The sequence below is a fragment of the Rhizobium sp. P32RR-XVIII genome (assembly GCF_012641395.1).
Lineage (GTDB): Bacteria > Pseudomonadota > Alphaproteobacteria > Rhizobiales > Rhizobiaceae > Rhizobium.
In genome coordinates this window covers 232,491-251,004 of the sequence record NZ_JABAIH010000004.1, presented here as the reverse complement: position 1 = coordinate 251,004, position 18,514 = coordinate 232,491, and the positions used below count along the sequence as shown (strand labels likewise).

Sequence of the window (18,514 nt, the reverse complement as noted above, 5' to 3'; positions counted from 1 at the left end):
CCCGTCGAGAGCTGCCGGAAACGGGAAGAAGATGACCGCAACAGCACCCTGGACAACCGACAAGCTGACTGCCCTGCTCGTTCTGGCAGATGGAACCGTGATTGAAGGCAAGGGCATCGGCGCCACCGGCAAGGTGCAGGCCGAGGTGGTCTTCAACACGGCACTGACCGGTTACGAGGAGATCCTGACGGACCCCTCCTATCTCGGCCAGATCGTCACCTTCACCTTCCCCCACATCGGCAATGTCGGCGCCAATGACGAAGATATCGAAGACCTGGTGCCTGCAGCGCGCCACGGCGCGGTCGGCGTCATCTTCAAGGCCGATATGACCGAGCCTTCCAACTACCGCGCCGCCAAGCATCTCGACGCCTGGCTGAAGGCACGCGGCATCATCGGGCTTTGTGGCGTCGACACCCGCGCTCTGACCGCCTGGATCCGCGAGAACGGCTCGCCGAACGCCGTCATCGCCCATGACCCGAACGACGTCTTCGACCTCGATGCGCTCAAGGCGGAAGCCAAGGCCTGGAGCGGCCTCGAAGGCCTCGACCTCGCCAAGATCGCCTCTTCCGGCCAGTCCTCGCAGTGGGCGCAGACACCATGGGTGTGGAACGAGGGCTACGGCGAACTCGCGGCTAGCGACGCCAAGTATCACGTCGTCTGCCTCGACTACGGCGTCAAGCGCAACATCCTGCGCCTCTTCGCCGGCCTCGACTGCAAGGTCACGGTGGTGCCGGCGACGACGAGCGCCGACGACGTGCTCGCCATGCAGCCGGACGGCATCTTCCTGTCGAACGGCCCGGGTGACCCGGCGGCAACCGGCGAATATGCCGTGCCGGTCATCCAGAAGCTGATCAAGACCGACATCCCGGTCTTCGGCATCTGCCTCGGCCACCAGATGCTCGGCCTCGCGCTGGGCGCCAAGACCGAAAAGATGCATCAGGGCCATCACGGCGCCAACCATCCGGTGAAGGACCATACGACGGGCAAGGTCGAGATCGTCTCCATGAACCACGGCTTCGCGGTTGACACGAAGTCGCTGCCGGAAGGCGTTGAGGAGACTCACGTTTCGCTGTTCGACGGCACCAATTGCGGCCTGCGCGTCACCGGCAAGCAGATCTTCTCGGTGCAGCATCACCCGGAAGCCTCCCCCGGCCCGCAGGACAGCCACTACCTCTTCCGCCGCTTCATCAACATGGTGCGCGAGAAGAAGGGCGAGGAGTCTCTCACCGAGCGCTGATCTAAGACCGGCAAGGGCGTTCGCGACTAGACGTGTGCCATTGTTATTTTTCTCGCCAAACGCGTTAATTGCAATTTAAGGACGCTCTTTTAAGACAGACTCTCGGGACCGAAGCCGACCTTCGCCTGGGATGCAATCTATGCAAGAGAAAAAGCATATACCGAGCCTGGATGGCTTGCGCGGCATCGCTGCGGCTGCGGTCGTGTTTTCCCACATGGATCTGATCTTTCCGTCGCTCGGCCATCTGATGATCAGTGGTATCGGCGGACGCGCCGTTGCAATCTTCTTCTCGCTCAGCGGCTTCCTGATGGCCTATCTCTACGGCGAGAGGCCGATCAGTCGCAAGGCGGTCTCCGATTTCCTGGTCAGCCGCTTTTCCCGCATCTATCCGGTCTATCTGGTGGCGGTCGTCGTCGTTGTCGTTCTGTCCAGCATTCCGGGCTTCGAATTCATCAATCCGATCCATGGCCCGACGGAGATCATTCGACACATCGTCCTACTTGGATCGAGCGGTGTGCTCTGGTCAATTCCGCCCGAAATCCAGTTCTATCTGCTCTTCCCGCTGATCTGGCTGTTCTTCAGCGATCGCAAGCGCTACCAGGCGCTCGGCATGCTGATGGCAGGCCTCTTGGCCGTCAACGCGCTTCTTGGTTTTCCCGGCCCTGGTATCCTGTTGCTATCGAAGCTTGCCTTCTTCCTGCTCGGCACAGCAGCCGGTAGGCTGTATTCTATCCTGGACAAACAACCACCGGGCCGTTCGATGGGCATAATGGCCCTGACACTGCCGTTCTTCATCCTCGTCTCAAACCACGTGTTTCCGACAAACGACAATGCCTGGGGGCTTGAACCTGCCTTCGCCGGCGCCCTCGCCGTACTGGTCGTCTCGGTTGAACACCCGATCTCAGCTATGCTGTTTGCTGCGCCACCCATGCGTTTCCTCGGAAAAATCAGCTTTTCGCTCTACCTCTTCCACGTCCCGGTGATGTTCCTGATGGCAAATGCTTTGTCAGGCATTCTACCGATATCGATCGTCATTCCCTCGGCGCTCGGCGCGGCGCTGTTGATTGCATGGATGAGCTACGAATGCATCGAGACGCCAGCGCGCCGGATGCTTGCATCGCTCTGGCGCCGTCATGCGTGGAGCGCCGCAACGGCTCCGCTACCGGTTGTGTCGACACAGGTAAAAGGCGAGATCGGTCCGGGCGTTTTTCATCTCGGCTCAGGCGGACAGCCAAACACGCCAGCTTGAACCATCAGTGGCACAGGCCTACGACTCGCGGCGCACGAGAATGTAGAAACGACCGCATAGCATGACTGCTGCGGCCGCCAGACCGACGAGGAAGCCGAACCAGATGCCGACCCCGCCGAAACCGAGCGGAAAGGCAAAAAGCCAGGCGAGGAAGAAGCCGATCGGCCAATAGGCGATCAACGCCATGATCATCGGCACACGCGCATCCTTGAGCCCGCGGAGCAAACCGTTGGCAATCGCCTGCAAACCGTCGACCAACTGGAAGAGACCGGCAATGATGATCAGCGGACCGGCATAGGCGAGCACCTGCGGCGCCTCCGGCCGGCTGACGTCGAGGAACCAGCGCGCGAAGAACTCGGGCATGATTGCAAACAGGATACCGCCGATCGCCGCGATCGCCGCGGCAATGATCAGCACGGCGATCGACGCCCGTACTAGGGCGCGGTGATCTCCCTGGCCGTGAGCAATGCCGACGCGCACCGTCGCCGCCTGGCTGAGCCCAAGCGGGATCATGAAGGCAATGGAGGCCCACTGGAGCGCGATGCCGTGCGCCGCAAGCTCGATCGTGCCGATATGGCCCATCAGCAACGAGGCCGCGGTAAACAGGCTGACTTCGGCAAGGATGGTCACGCTGATCGGAAGGCCGAGGCGGACGACATCCCACAGCGCATGCCAATCCGGCCGCCAGAAGCGCACGAGGATTTCGTAGCGCCGCGTCTCCTCTCTCAGCTGCACATAGGCGAGGATGAAGAAGAAGCCCGCGGTCTGCACCGCGACGGAAACGATCGCGGCACCTTCGAGACCCATCGCCGGAAACCCGAAATGACCAAGAACGAGGCAATAGGCGAAGATCGCGTTCATCGCTAGCATGACAATCGTCACGTTCAGAACGACGGCGGCCTTGCCGATCGCGCTGACGAGCGCGCGCATGACATTGTAGAGAAGCCCCGGCAGCAGGCCGAAATGGCCGATCAGGATATAGCCGTGCGCAAGCCTCGCTACTTCCGGCTTCTGGCCGGCGGCGAGCAGTATATCCTCCGCATAGAAGAAGGCTGGCTGCATGATGAGCCAATAGGCTGTGACCACCCAAAGACCCATGCGCATGGACCGGCGCACTGTGACGGTATCGCCCCGGCCATAAGCCTGCGCGACCATCGGGATGACCGCGATGGAAAAGCCCGAGCCGAAAATGAGGATGGTGAACAGAAACTGCGCCGAAAGCACCATGGCGGCCAGATTTTCGGCGCCGAGGCGGCCGACGATCATCACGTCCGTCGTGTTGATGCCGAGCTGGGCAAGCTGCGCGCCGATGAAAGGAATGCCAAGCGCCAGCGTGGCGCGGAAATGCGCACTCCAGCGATTGTCGGTTTGTGGCGCAAGCCTGTGCACGTCGATCGGCGCGTCCATCAGAGCCATTCCTGTCTTGGTTGCATCACTTTCGCCCGCAGCTAGCGGCAAAGTAACACCGCGCCTTAGATCAAAGCCCCGCGAAGAGCCATCCCAAAAGGGGCAAATGATGAAAAATTCATCATCGGATCACGGAATTTGATGGCTCACTCCGCCAGCGCCTCGAGGGCTTCCGCAGGTTTTCCGGTCCTGACCTTCGCGAGGAAGACCAAAGCCGCACTGAGAATAAAGAATGCGGCCAGCAGATAAGGAGCGCCGGCAAAAGTCACCGGGGCATCCGGCCCGGTGAAATAGCCGAACAACTGCGTAAAGATAAGCGGGCCGACAATGGTCGTGATGCTGGTGAGGCTGGTCAACGCGCCCTGCAACTCGCCCTGCGCCGATGGCGGAACCTTGCCAGCGGCTATGCTGCGAAGCGGTGGATCGGCCAGGTTTTCCATGACGGTCATGATGATGACCACGTAAACCATCCATCCCTCCCAAGCGAAAGCATAGCCCGTCAGGCCGATGACCGAGAAGGAGAGGCCAACGACCGCGGTCCTCCGCTCGCCGAGCACCGGCACGATCTTCGGCAGGATAAGCCCCATGACGAGGGCAGCACCGATGCCATAAATGCCGAGCGAAAGACCGATCTGGCCCTCGCTCCAGCCGTAGCGGTAGGTGGAAACGAAGGACCAGACGGCGGGATAGACGGAATGCGCCAACCAGAAGAGGAACATGACGGCGCCGATCCAGCCGATGCCAGGATAGTTGCGCATCTGTTTCAGCGCCCCCAATGGGTTGGCCCGCTTCCATTCGAAGGTTCGCCGATGTTTCGCGTCGAGCGTTTCCGGCAGCAGGAAATAGGCCGCGGCGAAGTTGAGGAAGGAAAGCAGAGCCGCGCCCAGGAATGGAACGCGCGGACCGAATTCGCCGAGAAGGCCGCCGATGACCGGGCCGATGGTGAAGCCGACGCCGAAGGCGATGCCGATCAGGCCGAAGTTCTTGGCGCGGTTCTCGTCGTTGCTGATGTCGGCGATATAGGCCGAGCAGGTCGCAAAGCTGCCGCCGCTGAAGCCGGCAAGCGCCCGGCCGACGAAGAGCATCCAGAAGCTGGTGGCGATCGCGCAGATGAAATTGTCGATCGCAAAGGTCAGCACCGACAGAAGCAGGATCGGGCGGCGGCCAAAGCGGTCGCTGAGGTTGCCAAGGAACGGTGCGAACAGGAACTGCATGGCGGCGTAGACGACCAGCAACCAGCCGCCGTCGAGCGCCGCATCGCTGACGGTGCCGCCCGTCAGCTCCTCGAGGTAGGCGGGCAGCACCGGCATGATGATCGCAATACCGATCACATCCAGAAAGAGGATCATGAAAACGAGGAAAAGCCCGCGGCGAACGAATTTCGGATCAAGCATGAAAACATCTCTTGAGAGGACTGCTTTCTGGAAAGACGATCTCATCGCCAGGAATGTTACATAGCCCAGGCCAAAAAGTGAAACAATACGTGAACATTTCAAAGTTTTTGATCGAGCCGCCAGCGAAATTGATGCACGGGCGGAACAATATGGGAATCAAGCCGTGCGCGCTGCTCTTTCACGAAATCGACGAAGGCGCTGTCGATCGATGCGGTGGGCCCAATCAAGCACAAATTTTTGTGCCTTGCGCACGAGGTATGGCCAAACGCCATGGACGCCGCTTGCCGTTGCGCGCTATAGACTGATCCCCGCAACGAGGTTGATGAAAGCGGCGAATGGCAGCGGACGGCAAGGGTATCCTCTACTCGACAATGTCGCGGTTGCTGTGGCCGATGTTCTTGGTGCTCGGCCTTGTGGGTGCCTATTTCGCCTTCCGGTCGTCGGTCCCGCTCTTCTGGTTCAATGTCGTCTATCTCTCCATCGTCGCTCTCATCGGCTTTGCGGAACGCCTCATGCCTTACGAGCGAAGCTGGCTCTCCAAGGATGGAGAAACGTTCAACGACATCGCCCATACGCTGCTGAGCAAGGGGGGCGTGCAGCTCGTCGCGGCCATCGGCGTGACGGCGCCGATGGGGGCTGCAACACTCGCCAAGTCGTTCTGGATCGCGCCCTTTCCCATCTGGCCGAATGACTGGCCGCTGATGCTGCAAGTGATCCTCGGGCTCGTCGTCGCCGAACTCGGCCTTTATGTCGCCCACCGCGTCGCGCATGAAAATCTTTTCATCTGGCGGTTCCACGCGCTGCATCACAGTGTCGGGCGGCTCTGGGTCGTGAATACCGGTCGGTTCCACATCGTCGATTCCTTGTTCAAGATCGCACTCAGCCAGGCGCCGCTCTACCTGATAGGTGCGCCCCTGCCCGTCTTCCTGTGGATTGGCGCCGTCACGGCTTTCATCGGTCTCCTGACGCACTGCAATCTCGATGTGCGAACAAGTCTCCTCGACTACGTCTTCAGCACACCCCGGCTCCATCGCTGGCACCACTCCCGGATTCTTGCCGAAGGAAACACCAACTACGGAGAAAACCTGGTCCTATGGGATCAGGTTTTCGGCACCTATTTCAATCCGCCCCGGCCTTCCTCGATCGATATCGGCATCAGCGGGCGGATATCCGAAGGCTTTTGGGCGCAGCTCTCGCAGCCGTTCTCGGCCAAAGGCGCGCGGCAAATTCTGGGACGGGCGCCAAGTGCCGCGGCCGAAATCGCCGAGACGCCGCAGCCGGACAGTAGCAGCTCCTAACGGGTGGCGGCCGGGTTTACGTCGGACAGACGTTGCTCCCGCTTCACAAAATCGACGAAGGCGCGCAGAGCTGATGGCATGTGCCTGCGGCTGGCGTAGTAGAGGAAGGGTCCGGAGAATTCCGTAACCCACTCTTCAAGGACCGGCACGAGTTCGCCGCGCGCTATAGCCGGCGCGAGCGCTTCCTCGAAAGTGCGAATGACGCCGAGACCGGCGATGGCCGCGCTGACCTCCATCTCGATGGCATTGGCCACCAGCGGGCCGGAAGGCGAGATCACCAGCCTTTCCTCTCCGCGCTCGAATTCCCAGCCGACCGTGGCGCCGCTGAGGAAGCGGTGGCGGATGCAGTCATGCCCCAGGAGTTCCTTCGGGTGTTGCGGCACGCCCCGTCTTTCGAGATAGCCAGGTGAAGCGGCCGTTATATAGCGCTGGCGGCGCGGGCCGATCGGCACGGCGATCATGTCGCGCTCCAACCGCTCGTCATAACGGATGCCTGCGTCGTAGCCAGCGGCAAGCACATCGATGAAGCTGTCTTCGGCAATCACTTCGAGGGTGATCTGCGGATAGCGAAGCAGGAACCGATTGGCAAAATCGGACATGAAAAGCTTTGCCGCGATCGTTGGAACGTTGAGACGCAGCGTCCCGGCCGGGCTGTCGCGAAAATTGTCGAGCTGGCCGAGCGCCGAGGCGACCTCGCCAAGCGCCGGCGCAAGCCGCTCCAGCAATCTCTCGCCTGCCTCCGTGGGTGTCACGCTACGCGTCGTCCGGTTGAGAAGGCGCACGCCAAGGCGCTCTTCGAGACGCCGGAGGGAATCGCTGAGAGAGGAAGGCGAGACACCACGTTTTCGGGCAGCCGCGCGAAAGCTGCGCTCCCTTGCAATGGCTGCGAAGGCATCCAGATCACTGAGAGGCAAATCATCCATTGTGCGATTTTCCGTACAGCCTGTTCTGAGTTATCCGGATTATCGCACAAGCTAGCGTCGCGTAGAAACACTTTCAAGGGTGTCGTTCGGCATTCGAGAAGGAAAGAGAAATGCAGACCTATCGCTTGGGAAAGACAGGACCGGAAGTATCCGCCATCGGCCTCGGTTGCATGGGCATGTCGGGAATGTACGGGCCCTCGGACCGCGCGGAAGCCATCGCCACCATCCATGCGGCGCTCGATGCGGGCGTGAACCTGCTGGATACGGGCGATTTTTACGGTATGGGCCACAACGAGATGCTGATCGGAGAAGCGCTGAGAGGCCGCAAACGCGAAGACGTCGTGATCAGCGTCAAGACCGGGGCGCTGCGCGATCCTCAGGGCGGGTGGAGCGGCTATGATTGCCGCCCTGCGGCGCTCAAGAACTTCGTCGCCTATTCGCTGCAGCGTCTCGGCGTCGACTATATCGATATTTACCGCCCTGCCCGCCTCGACCCGAATGTTCCGATCGAAGAGACTGTCGGCGCCATCGGCGACATGATCAAGGCCGGTTACATCAGACATATCGGTCTTTCCGAAGTCGGCGCCGATACGATCCGCAGGGCGGCCGCCGTCCATCCGATTGCCGATCTGCAAATCGAATATTCGCTGATTTCGCGCGGCATCGAGGATGCAATCCTGCCGGTCTGCCGCGAGCTTGGTATTTCGATCACCGCTTACGGCGTCCTTTCCCGCGGTCTGATCAGCGGCCACTGGCAGAAGGGTCAGGGAAGCGGCAAAGGCGATTTCCGGACTTTCAGTCCTCGTTTCCAGGAGGGCAATGTCGACCGCAATCTGGCGCTCGTCGAAGAACTCCGGAAAGTCGCCGAAGCAAAGCAGGTCTCGATCGCGCAGATCGCAATCGCCTGGGTTGCCGCCCAAGGCAAGGACATCGTCCCGCTCGTCGGCGCCCGCCGCCGTGACCAACTGACAGAAGCGCTTGGTTCACGGGCCGTCCAGCTTTCGCCGGACGATATAGCAGCGATCGGACGCGCTGTGCCGAAGGATGCCGCCGCAGGCGCACGCTACCCGGATGCGCAATTGAAGCACATGGATAGCGAAAAATAGATCCTTGCCCTTGCCGGCCTCAGAGCCGAAGGCCGGCGAGGAGCAAAGCCATTTCGCTCAGATCGGGCCGGAGAAGGTGTCGCAGGCGGCGAGCTGGCCGCTCTCGAAACCGCGCTTGAACCAGCGCACGCGTTGCTCCGAAGTGCCGTGATTGAAGCTCTCCGGCACGACATAGCCCTGGCTGCGCTTCTGCAGGGTATCGTCGCCGATCTGCTGGGCGGCGTTCAACGCTTCCTCAAGATCGCCGGCTTCGAGAATGCCCTTCTGCTGGGTAAACTTGCCCCAGATGCCTGCGAAGCAATCGGCCTGCAGTTCGACGCGCACCGAAATCTTGTTGGCGTCGGCTTCGCTCATGCGCTGGCGCGCCTCGTTGAATTTCGGCAGGATTCCGAGCAGGTTCTGAACGTGATGGCCGACCTCGTGGGCCACGACATAGGCCTCGGCAAAGTCGCCGGAAGCGCCGAACCTGCTGCTGAGCTCCTCGAAGAAAGCCGTGTCGAGATAGACCTTGCGATCAACAGGGCAATAGAACGGTCCGGTCGCAGCGGATGCAAAGCCGCAGCCCGACTGCGTCGCCTCGGCAAAGAGCACGAGGGGAGGCTCTTCGTATTGCCTGCCCTGCGCCTGAAAGATCCCGTTCCAGGTATCCTCTGTCTCAGCCAGCACTGTCCGCATGAACGCCGTCATCTCGTCATTCGCAGGCGGGCTGCTTCCTTCCGATTGGCTTTGCTCATAGCCGGTGCCGCCCGTCATTCCGCCGTCGATAACCTGCAACAGATCGATGCCCATAGCCTTGAAGAGCAGATAGATCACGACGAGGAAGATGATGGTGCCGATGGAAAGCCCGCCTCCCCTGCGGCCTACGCCGCCTCCGGACGGAAAACTGAAGCCGCCGCCGCGGCCGAACGGATTACGGCCCAATCCGCCGGGCGACGGATCTCCACGGCGATCCTCGACATTGTTCGACTGACGACGGCCTCTCCATTCCATCTGAACTCTCCCCGGCATGCGCTTGTCTACCCTAGAAATGTCTATATATCCGGGCAGAACGTGAATTCCAGAAGGCTCATGCGAAGAGCGCGGGGTGACACCGAAATACCCGTTAGCCGCAGCCATGCCGAGGAAGTCCGCCGGCGTTTTGCGTGAGGTCTTTCATCCAAGCGCTTGACGCGACTCCTACTTTCCCTCTGATTGCATGCAGAGGAACAGGGAGGACTAGATGAAAGCGCTGCGTCTGGAGGCGATCGGCAGGCTTGCGGTGAGCGACCTTGAAAAGCCGGTTCCGGGTCCAAACGATGTACTCGTCAAGGTCGATGCGTGCGGTATCTGCGGGACGGACCGCCATCTCTTCCTCGGCGAGTTTCCCTCTAAGCCGCCGGTGACCTTGGGGCATGAATTTACCGGCATCGTCGAAGCGGTCGGCCGTGACGTCACGGCATTCCACCCGGGCATGCGCGTGACGGGCGACCCGAACATCTCCTGCGGACGCTGCCCCGAATGCAAACGCGGCCGCGTCAATCTCTGCCGCAACCTGCAGGCCATCGGCATCCATCGCGACGGCGGCTTCGCAGAATATGTCTGCATGCCGGAGCAGCAGGCCTTCGCCCTTCCCGGCGACCTCGATCCCTTGCATGGCGCATTCTGCGAACCGCTCGCCTGCTGCCTGCATGGCGTCGATATGGCGGAGATCAAAACGGGTTATTCGGTGGTCGTGCTCGGTGGCGGCGTCATCGGCCTTCTGGTCGTGCAGCTCGCCCGGCTGGCGGGCGCGACGCGGGTGGTGCTGGCGACCCGCAATGCCGGCAAGCGCCGCCTCGCCAAAGATCTCGGCGCCACGGCGACGATTGACCCGTCATCGGGCGACATCGTCGATCTAATATCAGGCGACGGCGGTATTCTTCCCGGTGGCGCGGATGTTGTCATCGAGTGCGCAGGGGTCACCGAGACGGTCGAAGAGGCGCCGCGGCTTGCGAGAAAAGGCGGTACAGCCGTGATCCTCGGCGTCATGCCTCAGGGCGTCAAAGTGTCCATCGAACCGTTCGATCTCCTCTTCCGGGAAATCCGGCTGCTGAGCTCCTTCGTCAATCCCTTCACCCATGCCCGCGCCGCCGATCTGATCGCAACCGGCGCGATCAAGGTGGAGCCACTGATTTCGCGAAAGATCGGCTTCGACGAGGCTGCCCGAACAATCGCCAATCCGCCGCCGGCAGGCGAGATCCGGGCCCTAGTGATCCCAGGTCTCTGAGGCGTCTTCCGGGACTTTGCCGATTCCTGTCGATTCCGCGATTTATGGGGTTCCGTTTGCAGAAGCATTTGCCTATAAGCCGCTTCTAGCCTGAAAAGACCCTCAATGCGCGACCCGACCCGGTGCCCTCCCACCCTGGCCGGCTTTTTGCGCAGCTAGAAACGGATATCGCCCATGCCGAAGCGCCAAGACATCAAATCGATTCTCATCATCGGCGCGGGACCGATCGTCATCGGCCAGGCCTGCGAATTCGACTATTCCGGCACCCAGGCCTGCAAGGCGTTGAAGGAGGAAGGCTATCGCGTCATCCTCGTCAATTCCAACCCGGCGACGATCATGACCGATCCGGGCCTTGCCGACGCAACCTATGTCGAGCCGATCACACCGGAAGTAGTTGCCAAGATCATCGCCAAGGAGCGCCCGGACGCGCTGCTGCCGACCATGGGCGGCCAGACGGCGCTGAACACCGCCCTCTCGCTGAAGCGCATGGGCGTGCTCGACCGCTACAATGTCGAGATGATCGGCGCCAAGCCGGCGGCAATCGACATGGCCGAAGACCGCGCCCTCTTCCGCGAAGCCATGGTTCGCATTGGCCTGGAAACGCCGCGCTCGATGCTCGCAAACGCCACGGACATCAAGGATGCGGACCGCAAGACACATGAGGCCCAGCGCGCCAAGCTGCGCGAAAGCCTCTCTGGCCCGGACCTCGATACCGCACTGGACGAATTGGAAAACCAGTGGAACCTCGGCGAAAGCGACCGCAAGCAGCGCTATTTGAACCATGCCATGGCGATTGCCGCGCAGGCGCTCGATCATGTCGGCCTGCCGGCTATCATCCGTCCCTCCTTCACGCTCGGCGGCACCGGCGGCGGCATTGCCTATAACCGCTCGGAATTCTTCGACATCGTCGGGGGCGGCCTCGATGCTTCTCCCACCACCGAAGTCCTGATCGAGGAGTCGGTCCTCGGCTGGAAGGAATTTGAAATGGAAGTCGTCCGCGACAAGGCGGACAATTGCATCATCATCTGCTCGATCGAAAACATCGACCCGATGGGCGTCCACACCGGCGACTCGATCACCGTCGCGCCTGCGCTGACGCTGACGGACAAGGAATACCAGATCATGCGCAACGCCTCGATTGCGGTGCTGCGCGAGATCGGCGTCGAGACGGGCGGCTCGAACGTCCAGTTCGCCGTCAATCCGAAGGACGGCCGCTTGGTCGTCATCGAGATGAACCCGCGCGTGTCGCGCTCCTCCGCGCTGGCCTCCAAGGCAACCGGTTTCCCGATCGCCAAGGTCGCGGCCAAGCTCGCGGTCGGCTATACGCTGGACGAGCTGGAGAACGACATCACCGGTGGCGCGACGCCCGCCTCCTTCGAGCCGTCGATCGACTACGTCGTCACCAAGATCCCGCGTTTTGCCTTCGAAAAATTCCCGGGCGCGTCGCCGGTTCTGACGACGGCGATGAAGTCCGTCGGCGAAGTCATGGCGATCGGCCGCACCTTCGCGGAATCGCTGCAGAAGGCGCTGCGCGGTCTCGAAACCGGACTTACCGGTCTCGACGAAATCGAAATCCCGGACATGGAAGAAGGCGAGCCCAGCCAGAACGCCATCCGCGCGGCGATCGGCACGCCGACGCCGGATCGCCTGCGCATGGTTGCCCAGGCGCTGCGCCAGGGCATGAGCGAGGCCGAAGTTCACGAAGGCTCCAAGATCGACCCCTGGTTCATCGCCCAGTTCAAGGCGATCGTCGATATGGAAGCCCGCATTCGTGAGCATGGCCTCCCGGCGGACGCCGCGAACCTGCGCATGCTGAAGGCCATGGGCTTCTCCGACGCCCGCCTTGCGACGCTGACAGGCAAGCGCCCGAAGGAAGTGGCGGAATTCCGCAACAGCCTGAACGTCCGCCCGGTCTTCAAGCGCATCGACACATGCGCGGCCGAGTTCGCCTCGCCGACCGCCTACATGTACTCCACCTATGAGACGCCGTTCGTCGGCGCCGCGCGCTCCGAGGCACAGGTCTCCAACCGCAAGAAGGTGGTGATCCTTGGCGGCGGACCGAACCGCATCGGCCAGGGCATCGAGTTTGACTATTGCTGCTGCCACGCCGCCTTCGCGCTGAAGGATGCGGGCTACGAAGCGATCATGATCAACTGTAACCCGGAGACGGTTTCGACCGACTACGACACCTCCGACCGCCTCTATTTCGAGCCGCTGACGGCCGAAGACGTGATCGAGATCCTGCGCGCGGAGCAGGAAAAGGGCGAAGTCGTCGGCGTCATCGTCCAGTTCGGCGGCCAGACGCCGCTGAAGCTTGCAGAGGCGCTGGAAAAGAACGGCATCCCGATTCTCGGCACCGCGCCCGACATGATCGACCTCGCAGAAGACCGCGACCGCTTCCAGAAACTTCTGATGAAGCTCGATCTCAACCAGCCGAACAATGGCATCGCCTACTCCGTCGAACAGGCCCGCCTCGTCGCCGCCGAGATCGGCTTCCCGCTGGTGGTGCGCCCCTCCTACGTGCTCGGTGGCCGCGCCATGCAGATCATCCATTCGGAAGGTCAGTTGCAGAGCTATCTGCTTGACACCGTTCCGGAACTGGTGCCGGAAGACATCAAGCAGCGCTATCCGAACGACAAGACCGGCCAGATCAACACGCTCCTCGGTAAGAACCCGCTGCTCTTCGACAGCTACCTGACCAACGCCATCGAAGTCGACGTCGACTGCCTTTCGGACGGAACCGACGTTTATGTCGCGGGCATCATGGAACACATCGAGGAGGCGGGCATCCATTCGGGCGATAGCGCCTGCTCGCTGCCGCCGCGCTCGCTCTCGACGGACCTGCTCGACGAGCTGGAACGTCAGGCAAAGGCCATGGCGAAGGCGCTGAACGTCGGCGGCCTGATGAACGTCCAGTTCGCCATCAAGGACGGCACGGTCTACGTTCTCGAAGTCAACCCCCGCGCCTCGCGCACCGTGCCCTTCGTTGCCAAGACCATCGGCGCGCCGATCGCCAAGATCGCCGCCCGCGTCATGGCCGGCGAGAAGCTGGATGCGACTTTTGCCGCCTACGGCGAAAAGCCCGATCCGCGCGCGCTGAAGCACATCGCCGTCAAGGAAGCCGTCTTCCCGTTCGCCCGCTTCCCGGGCGTCGATACGCTGCTCGGCCCTGAAATGCGTTCGACCGGCGAAGTCATCGGTCTCGACACCGACTTCGCGCTTGCTTTTGCCAAATCGCAGCTCGGCGCCGGCGTCGAACTGCCGCGCGACGGGACGGTTTTCGTTTCCGTCCGTGACGAGGACAAGCCGCGCGTCCTGCCGGCGATCCGTGTTCTGGTCGGCGAAGGCTTCAAGGTACTTGCCACCGGCGGCACCGCCCGCTTCCTTGGCGAAAACGGCATCGAGGCGACGAAGATCAACAAGGTTCTGGAGGGCCGTCCGCATGTCGAGGACGCGATCCGCAACCGCCAGGTCCAGCTCGTGATCAACACGACGGATGGCACCAAGGCGATCTCCGACTCCAAGTCGCTCCGTCGCGCCACGCTGATGCAGAAGGTGCCGTACTACACGACGATGGCGGGCGCCGAGGCCGCCGCACAGGCGATCAAGGCGCTGAGGGCCGGCAACCTCGAAGTCCGTCCGCTGCAGCAGTATTTCTGAGACGACCGGAAGTTGCTGTCGATCTTTCCGGATGCTACCGTTACGGCGAGGCATCCGGAGCGATCGATGGCAAAGAACATTGTCATTCTGTTCGATGGCACGTCGAACGAGATATCGGCCGACAGGACCAATGTTCTCAGGCTGTTTGGTACCCTCAAGCGCTCGGATGAGCAGATCGTCTACTACGATCCGGGCGTCGGCACTTTCGGCGCGGCGAACGCCTGGTCAAAGCTCTACCGCAACACCTATGAGGTTCTCGGGCTAGCGACCGGCTGGGGCCTCGACCAGAACGTCAAAGAAGCCTACCGCTTTCTGGTGGAGAACTACGATCGCGGCCCGACCGACGCCGATCGGCGGCATCCGGATCGTGACCGCATCTATATCTTCGGGTTCAGCCGCGGCGCCTATTCGGCGCGAGTCCTGGCAGGCTTCATCCATGCCTTCGGCCTGACGAGCCGATATCACCTCAATCTGCTCGATTATGCCTACAGGACCTACAAGGGGATTCCGCAGCAGGAAGAGCGACTTGGCGGAGGCGAAGATGGTAACGAAGAAGCGCCTTCCGCCTTCGCCGCCATGCAGCTCTACGAGCGCACTCTGCGGAACGACCGCCCGCCGATCAAGCTGCTCGGTCTTTTCGACACCGTGGCCTCGGTGATCGAGCCGGGCAAATGGTTTCCGCAATTCAAGACGCATCCGTTCACCCGCAAGAACCCCAGTGTCGAATGGGTGCGCCACGCGGTCGCCATCGACGAGCAGCGGACGCTGTTCCAGCCCGAGCTCTGGGAGCGGGATCAGGAATATTGGGGCCGCCCGTTCCGACCGAAAACACCGCCTGTGAAGCAGAACTTCCGCGAGGTGTGGTTTGCCGGGGTCCACGGTGATATCGGCGGCGGCTATCGGGAGGCGCAGAGCGCCGCGGTCAAGCTCCCGCTCGCCTGGATGATCGAGGAAACGCGGGCGGCCGGCCTCATCTATGTCACGCGCACGGTCAACGACATCGTGCTAGGCAAGGGCAACAAGAAATATGTACCGCTGGAGCCCACAGCACCTCTCCATGACTCCATGACCGCCGCATGGAAAATCCTTGAATACGTCCCGCGGCACGTGCCGGAGCATTCCTGGCGTGAGCACGGGAACCGGAGCGCGATTTATCTGCCCAAAAGCGACCGCCGCTTCATTCCCGACGATGCGCTGATCCATGTCTCGGTCAAGGAGCGGATGGATGCCGGTGCCTACGATCCGCCGAACCTGCCTTCCAACCCTAACTTCGTTTCTTAACGGCTTGAATCATTCTCTGCGGCTACGCCGCCAAGTGCTTGATGTGCCGCATATCCGCCGTGAACCGTGCGAGTTCCTCTTCCTTGCGCACGTCGTCGGGAATGCGAAGAAGGTAACTTGGATGCACCGTCACAAACAGCAGCCGCCCATCGGTGATCGGAATTGCCTGCCCGCGAATCTCCGAAAGCCGAAGCTTGGTGTCGGTGAAAGAAGCGAGCGCCGTTGCGCCCATCGCGACGATCAGCTTCGGCTTCACCAATTCGATTTCAAGCTCGAGCCACCAGCGGCAATGCTTCACCTCGCCCATATTGGGCTTTTGGTGGATGCGGCGCTTGCCGCGCGGCTCGTATTTGAAATGCTTGACGGCGTTGGTGACGTAAAGCGTCGCGCGGTCGATGCCGGCTTCCGCAATCGCCTGATCGAAGACCTTCCCTGCAGGACCAACAAAGGGGCGGCCGGCGAGATCTTCCTGATCGCCGGGCTGCTCGCCGACGAACATCACTGCAGCATTACTTGGCCCCTCCCCGAATACCGTCTGGGTCGCCCTTGCGTGCAACGGGCAGCGGGCGCAAGTGGCCGCCTCCTCACGAAGGGCCTCAAGGGTTCCGGTCGGCGCCTTTGGTTGCGTAGGAAGGTTGTGCGCAGCCTCCTGCAGCCGGTCATGAAACGGCAGCGGCCGCGTCGCCTGCCGCTCCGCCATGGCGAGAACCTCGCTTTCGGCATTGGCGATGAGCCTGGGGATAAGATCGGCTTCCGGCAGATTCTTCCAGTATTTCTTCGGCATCTCCGCCTGCATCGCCTTCACCTTGAGGCGGGCCGGATTGAAAATGCTGGCGTAATAGGTGCGCCAGAGCTCGTCGGCGGCGTCCGTCAAATTGGGCTTTTCACAAGGTTCGTTGCTGATCGTCAGCTTCTGGCCGTCCCATCCCGCCGAACCCTTCGGCGTCAGGATGATCCAGTCCATGTCGTTGAACCGCTTCTGAAAGAACGGCGCCGTTTTTGCGACGATATGATGGTCCGGTTCGAACCAGGCGAGGAACTTGCGCCGGCCATTCATCGAAATGCCGGAACCAACTTCCTTGAAGCGCACGAAAGCCGTCATCTTGTGCGCGTCGCCGCGTACGCTCTTTTCCATCAGGCGCACGCGCGAGACATCCTCGTCCGAAATGACGTCGAGCAGTTTTTTGTCAGGCTGAAGCCGCCAGAGCAGCCGGTAGAGCAGCGAAAAGCGGATAGGGTCGGAATGACAGATCACGGCGCTCGCCACCTCGATGAAGGCAGCGGGCACTGTCATCTGCTTCTGCCCCTCTGCCGGCTGGGGTGGCAGGGCGTCGTGCTCCCAGAAGAGCTGTTTGTCGCCGCCCTTTTCCAGCCATTCGACCTCCTCGGGCGGCACGCCGGCTGCCGCCAGTGCGCGCCCGGCTTCACGCCATTCGCCGAAATCTCCCCGCCCCTCCAGTACGATCCGGCGCATCAGAGCAACCTAAGCTGTTCAGGCTTCGGCTCGAACATGGCGCGCAGGTCCGGACGGTCGATCAAACGGCGCGGCGTCCAGCCTTCGGCAGTGACAAAGGCCTGCACCTTCCTGATCGAAACGCCGAGCCGCGACAGGTCCTCAAGACGAAGCGTGCGGAAGCGGCGGGCGGACAGAATGGCCTTCACCGTCTTCGTGCCAAGGCCCGGCACCCGCAACAGCTTTTCACGATCGGCCTTGTTGACGTCGACCGGAAAGTCGGCGCGGTGACCGAGCGCCCAGGCAAGCTTGGGGTCAAGGTCGAGATCCAGCATTCCGCCGGCTTGCGGAGAGATGATTTCGTCTATGCTGAAGCCGTAGAACCGGTAGAGCCAATCCGCCTGATAGAGCCTGTGCTCGCGCATCAGCGGCGGCTTGATGAGCGGCAGGTTCCTTGACGCGTCAGGAATGGGGCTGAACGCCGAATAGTAAACGCGTCGAAGACCGTAGCTGCCGTAGAGCTGCGCGCTGGTGCCAAGGATGGTCGCATCGTTCGCGCCGTCGGCTCCAACGATCATCTGCGTGCTTTGCCCTGCCGGAACGAACCGCTTGCGCTGCTTCGTTCGAAGCGTCGGCTCCTCGGCCGCCTCGATCTTCAGCCGAAGATCGCCCATCGAGCGGCGAATGCTGGACGGCTTCTTTTCGGGCGCCAGCCGGGCAATGCCGCTATCGGTCGGCAATTCGATATTGAGCGATAGCCGGTCGGCATAAAGCCCCGCCTCGTCGATCAGCTCGGGCGAAGCCTCCGGGATCGATTTCAGATGGATGTAACCGCGAAAATTATGCGTCGTGCGCAGCTCCCGCACGATGCGGACCATCTCCCCCATCGTGTGGTCCGAAGAGCGGATGATGCCCGAGGAGAGAAACAGTCCCTCGATATAGTTGCGCCGGTAGAATTCCAGCGTCAGCCAGACCACCTCGTCCGGCGTGAAGCGAGCCCGTTCGACATTGCTGGAGGAGCGGTTCACGCAATAGGCGCAATCATAGATGCAGAAATTGGTGAGAAGGATTTTGAGCAGCGATATGCATCTGCCGTCAGGCGCATAGGCATGACAGATGCCGGATCCCTCAGTCGAACCGAGCCCGCCGCTTGCCGCTGAATGCCGTTTCGTTGTGCCGCTGGAGGCACAGGAGGCATCGTATTTCGCGGCGTCCGAAAGGATGGCCAATCGTTCTTTGAGCGACTTCTTCATCATTTTGT

The 18,514-nt window shown here is 61.6% G+C and carries 13 protein-coding genes; 7 read left to right on the top strand and 6 right to left on the bottom strand.

Annotated features, from left to right (window positions below; translation table 11 throughout):
* Positions 1-31: 31 nt before the first annotated feature.
* Both carA and HGP14_RS14415 read left to right on the top strand, forming a co-directional pair.
* Positions 32-1,237, top strand: coding sequence for a glutamine-hydrolyzing carbamoyl-phosphate synthase small subunit (gene carA / locus HGP14_RS14420; protein ID WP_168830550.1), 1,206 nt, complete (start codon positions 32-34; stop codon positions 1,235-1,237).
* 139 nt (positions 1,238-1,376) lie between these two features.
* Positions 1,377-2,486 (top strand): acyltransferase family protein, encoded by a 1,110-nt coding sequence (locus HGP14_RS14415; protein ID WP_168830549.1) that lies wholly within the window; start codon positions 1,377-1,379, stop codon positions 2,484-2,486.
* Positions 2,487-2,504: 18 nt separating this feature from the next.
* On the opposite strand, the gene HGP14_RS14410 is transcribed toward HGP14_RS14415, so the two are convergent.
* Positions 2,505-3,893, bottom strand: coding sequence for an MATE family efflux transporter (locus tag HGP14_RS14410; protein WP_168830548.1), 1,389 nt, complete (start codon positions 3,891-3,893; stop codon positions 2,505-2,507).
* A gap of 146 nt (positions 3,894-4,039) precedes the next feature.
* Positions 4,040-5,287 (bottom strand): TCR/Tet family MFS transporter, encoded by a 1,248-nt coding sequence (locus HGP14_RS14405; RefSeq protein WP_168830547.1) that lies wholly within the window; start codon positions 5,285-5,287, stop codon positions 4,040-4,042.
* Between the two features lie 335 nt (positions 5,288-5,622).
* Between HGP14_RS14405 and HGP14_RS14400 the strand changes: the two genes are divergently transcribed.
* Positions 5,623-6,585: a sterol desaturase family protein gene (locus tag HGP14_RS14400; RefSeq protein WP_168830546.1), complete on the top strand. Its 963-nt coding sequence runs from the start codon at positions 5,623-5,625 to the stop codon at positions 6,583-6,585.
* Here the strand turns inward: HGP14_RS14400 and HGP14_RS14395 are convergent.
* The gene (locus HGP14_RS14395) at positions 6,582-7,508 is read right to left on the bottom strand and encodes a LysR family transcriptional regulator (protein WP_168830545.1); all 927 of its coding nucleotides are present in this window, start codon (positions 7,506-7,508) and stop codon (positions 6,582-6,584) included. The genes HGP14_RS14400 and HGP14_RS14395 overlap by 4 nt on opposite strands.
* 110 nt (positions 7,509-7,618) lie before the next feature.
* On the opposite strand from HGP14_RS14395, the gene HGP14_RS14390 reads away from it, so the two are divergent.
* Positions 7,619-8,614, top strand: a complete 996-nt coding sequence (locus tag HGP14_RS14390) for an aldo/keto reductase (RefSeq protein ID WP_168830544.1) — start codon at positions 7,619-7,621, stop codon at positions 8,612-8,614.
* Positions 8,615-8,671: 57 nt separating this feature from the next.
* Here the strand turns inward: HGP14_RS14390 and HGP14_RS14385 are convergent, their stop codons facing one another.
* Complete coding sequence (locus HGP14_RS14385) at positions 8,672-9,604, bottom strand: neutral zinc metallopeptidase (protein WP_168830543.1); 933 nt, start codon at positions 9,602-9,604, stop codon at positions 8,672-8,674.
* Positions 9,605-9,833: 229 nt separating this feature from the next.
* Here HGP14_RS14385 and HGP14_RS14380 point away from each other — a divergent pair, with 229 nt between their 5' ends.
* From HGP14_RS14380 to HGP14_RS14370, 3 genes are all read left to right on the top strand, one after another.
* The gene (locus HGP14_RS14380) at positions 9,834-10,859 is read left to right on the top strand and encodes a zinc-dependent alcohol dehydrogenase family protein (RefSeq protein ID WP_168830542.1); all 1,026 of its coding nucleotides are present in this window, start codon (positions 9,834-9,836) and stop codon (positions 10,857-10,859) included.
* Positions 10,860-11,033: 174 nt separating this feature from the next.
* Positions 11,034-14,519 (top strand): carbamoyl-phosphate synthase large subunit, encoded by a 3,486-nt coding sequence (carB, locus tag HGP14_RS14375; RefSeq protein WP_168830541.1) that lies wholly within the window; start codon positions 11,034-11,036, stop codon positions 14,517-14,519.
* A gap of 66 nt (positions 14,520-14,585) precedes the next feature.
* Positions 14,586-15,800 carry a DUF2235 domain-containing protein gene (locus HGP14_RS14370; RefSeq protein ID WP_168830540.1) on the top strand — a complete coding sequence of 405 codons (1,215 nt, stop codon included), beginning with the start codon at positions 14,586-14,588 and terminating at the stop codon, positions 15,798-15,800.
* A 22-nt stretch (positions 15,801-15,822) separates the two neighbouring features.
* Here HGP14_RS14370 and HGP14_RS14365 read toward each other — a convergent pair whose 3' ends face one another.
* Together HGP14_RS14365 and HGP14_RS14360 are read right to left on the bottom strand one after the other, a co-directional pair.
* Positions 15,823-17,274 carry a UdgX family uracil-DNA binding protein gene (locus tag HGP14_RS14365; protein ID WP_168830539.1) on the bottom strand — a complete coding sequence of 484 codons (1,452 nt, stop codon included), beginning with the start codon at positions 17,272-17,274 and terminating at the stop codon, positions 15,823-15,825.
* Complete coding sequence (locus tag HGP14_RS14360; protein WP_168830840.1) at positions 17,274-18,506, bottom strand: putative DNA modification/repair radical SAM protein; 1,233 nt, start codon at positions 18,504-18,506, stop codon at positions 17,274-17,276. Before HGP14_RS14360 ends, HGP14_RS14365 begins: the two co-directional genes overlap by 1 nt.
* Positions 18,507-18,514 lie beyond the last annotated feature (8 nt).

What these genes read in the sequence shown, in the direction of transcription:
- HGP14_RS14400 (WP_168830546.1), top strand. Translation starts at nt 5,623, where the DNA reads ATGGCAGCGGACGGCAAGGGTATCCTCTACTCGACAATGTCGCGGTTG.
- HGP14_RS14360 (WP_168830840.1), bottom strand. Translation starts at nt 18,506, where the DNA reads ATGAAGAAGTCGCTCAAAGAACGATTGGCCATCCTTTCGGACGCCGCG.
- HGP14_RS14390 (WP_168830544.1), top strand. Translation starts at nt 7,619, where the DNA reads ATGCAGACCTATCGCTTGGGAAAGACAGGACCGGAAGTATCCGCCATC.
- carA (WP_168830550.1), top strand. Translation starts at nt 32, where the DNA reads ATGACCGCAACAGCACCCTGGACAACCGACAAGCTGACTGCCCTGCTC.
- HGP14_RS14415 (WP_168830549.1), top strand. Translation starts at nt 1,377, where the DNA reads ATGCAAGAGAAAAAGCATATACCGAGCCTGGATGGCTTGCGCGGCATC.
- HGP14_RS14405 (WP_168830547.1), bottom strand. Translation starts at nt 5,287, where the DNA reads ATGCTTGATCCGAAATTCGTTCGCCGCGGGCTTTTCCTCGTTTTCATG.
- HGP14_RS14370 (WP_168830540.1), top strand. Translation starts at nt 14,586, where the DNA reads ATGGCAAAGAACATTGTCATTCTGTTCGATGGCACGTCGAACGAGATA.
- HGP14_RS14410 (WP_168830548.1), bottom strand. Translation starts at nt 3,893, where the DNA reads ATGGACGCGCCGATCGACGTGCACAGGCTTGCGCCACAAACCGACAAT.
- HGP14_RS14380 (WP_168830542.1), top strand. Translation starts at nt 9,834, where the DNA reads ATGAAAGCGCTGCGTCTGGAGGCGATCGGCAGGCTTGCGGTGAGCGAC.
- HGP14_RS14365 (WP_168830539.1), bottom strand. Translation starts at nt 17,274, where the DNA reads ATGCGCCGGATCGTACTGGAGGGGCGGGGAGATTTCGGCGAATGGCGT.
- carB (WP_168830541.1), top strand. Translation starts at nt 11,034, where the DNA reads ATGCCGAAGCGCCAAGACATCAAATCGATTCTCATCATCGGCGCGGGA.
- HGP14_RS14385 (WP_168830543.1), bottom strand. Translation starts at nt 9,604, where the DNA reads ATGGAATGGAGAGGCCGTCGTCAGTCGAACAATGTCGAGGATCGCCGT.
- HGP14_RS14395 (WP_168830545.1), bottom strand. Translation starts at nt 7,508, where the DNA reads ATGGATGATTTGCCTCTCAGTGATCTGGATGCCTTCGCAGCCATTGCA.